Annotated in this window: 1 protein-coding gene and 1 pseudogene; one reads left to right on the forward strand and one right to left on the reverse strand. The window is 41.0% G+C overall.

Going from position 1 to position 792, the window contains the following annotated elements; all coding sequences use genetic code 11:
* Positions 1-221, reverse strand: a pseudogene (locus B3182_RS01300) (DUF3299 domain-containing protein); the annotation flags it as partial.
* A 94-nt stretch (positions 222-315) separates the two neighbouring features.
* Between B3182_RS01300 and B3182_RS01305 the strand changes: the two are divergent.
* Positions 316-792: ABC transporter ATP-binding protein (locus B3182_RS01305; protein ID WP_292751221.1), on the forward strand; the 477-nt coding region annotated here is incomplete at its 3' end.

Here is a 792-nt window from a genome sequence, read left to right on the forward strand (position 1 = left end):
GCTCCTAGCAATTGACTGCTGATTTGGTCTTCCATCGAACCATCTTCAATCTCATCTAGATATTCTGGTGGATTCATCAATGCCTCCAAATCATCATCCGGCATCAGATCCACCCAATCGATAGACTCATATTTACTGTCAGCGAATAACGGTTGAGCAAATGCCAAACCAGTTAATACCAGAAGAGAAAGCCAGAACTTTGCAGGTTTCAGTGAGGTCATGGAAAATCCGAGAGGTTAAAAGTCGAGCAAAAATGCTATGTTATAACAATTAGCATCCTTGCCAAAATTATCAATCATTCAATCCGGTAAACGTATGACCAATCGTCCCGCAATCCAAATCGAAAACTGCCAATTTCGTTATCAACCAGATTCAGACAAAGCTTTATTACATATTGCTCACTGGCAAATAGAAAAAGGTGAAACGGTATTTGTTTATGGACCTTCAGGTTCGGGAAAATCGACCTTATTAAATCTCTTGGCCGGAATTTTAATACCACAACAAGGCAATATTACGCTTGATGATGTGACACTCAATCAACTGAATCACCGCAAACGCGATGCATTTCGAGCACAACATATTGGCATGGTGTTTCAACGATTTAATCTCATTCCATATTTAACTGTAGCTGACAATATCAAATTAGCCAGCCACTTTTCTAAGCTGGATAAACAACATCTGCAACAACGTACTCTGGAATTGATGAAGGCTTTGCAATTGGAGGTGGCGTTACTGGAGCGACCAGCCTCCCAATTGAGTGTTGGTCAACAGCAACGGGTAGCGATTGTTCGT

The sequence above is a fragment of the Methylophaga sp. UBA4204 genome (assembly GCF_002379485.1).
In the GTDB taxonomy this organism is placed as follows: Bacteria; Pseudomonadota; Gammaproteobacteria; order Nitrosococcales; family Methylophagaceae; genus Methylophaga.